The 498-nt window shown below is 75.9% G+C and carries 1 protein-coding gene; it reads right to left on the reverse strand.

Features of this window, described 5'->3' with window-relative positions; genetic code table 11:
- Positions 1–498: LLM class flavin-dependent oxidoreductase (locus BI06_RS14025; RefSeq protein ID WP_043468384.1), on the reverse strand; the 498-nt coding region annotated here is incomplete at both ends.

A 498-nucleotide genomic window follows, 5' to 3' on the forward strand; every position in this document is an offset into this window, starting at 1 on the left:
CCCGGCGACCGGATCGGGTGTGAGCCTGAGGGCGATTCGGGGCGCGAACGCCGGGACGGGGAGCGCCTGTTCGTCCGCGTACGCCCGCAGCCGAGGCGCCGCCTCGGACAGCCACGGCGTGGTCGGGCGCAGCGGGTGCCAGGCGTCACCGAGGTGCACGGCGCGGCGCAGGCCCGCGTCGCTGTTGCCGCCGACCCAGAGCGGGATGCGGTGGGAGCCGTAGTCGGCGGTGTCCGCCCAGGCGGCGCGCAGCTGGCGCAGGTGCTCGTCGGTGAGGCGGCCGCGCTGCTCGAACGGGACGTCGAGGGCGGCGAACTCCTGCTGCGCCCAGCCGATTCCGACGCCGAGGACGAGGCGGTGCCCGCTCAGCGCGTCGAGGTTGGCGGCCATCCGGGCGGTGAGGAGCGGGTGCCGGTAGGGGGCGATGAGGACGGTGGTGCCGAGCCGGATCCGCTCGGTGTGGGCGGCGAGCCAGGCGAGGGTGGTGAACGGCTCGAA

This window comes from Kitasatospora sp. MBT66, from assembly GCF_000710405.2.
GTDB lineage: Bacteria > Actinomycetota > Actinomycetes > Streptomycetales > Streptomycetaceae > Kitasatospora > Kitasatospora purpeofusca.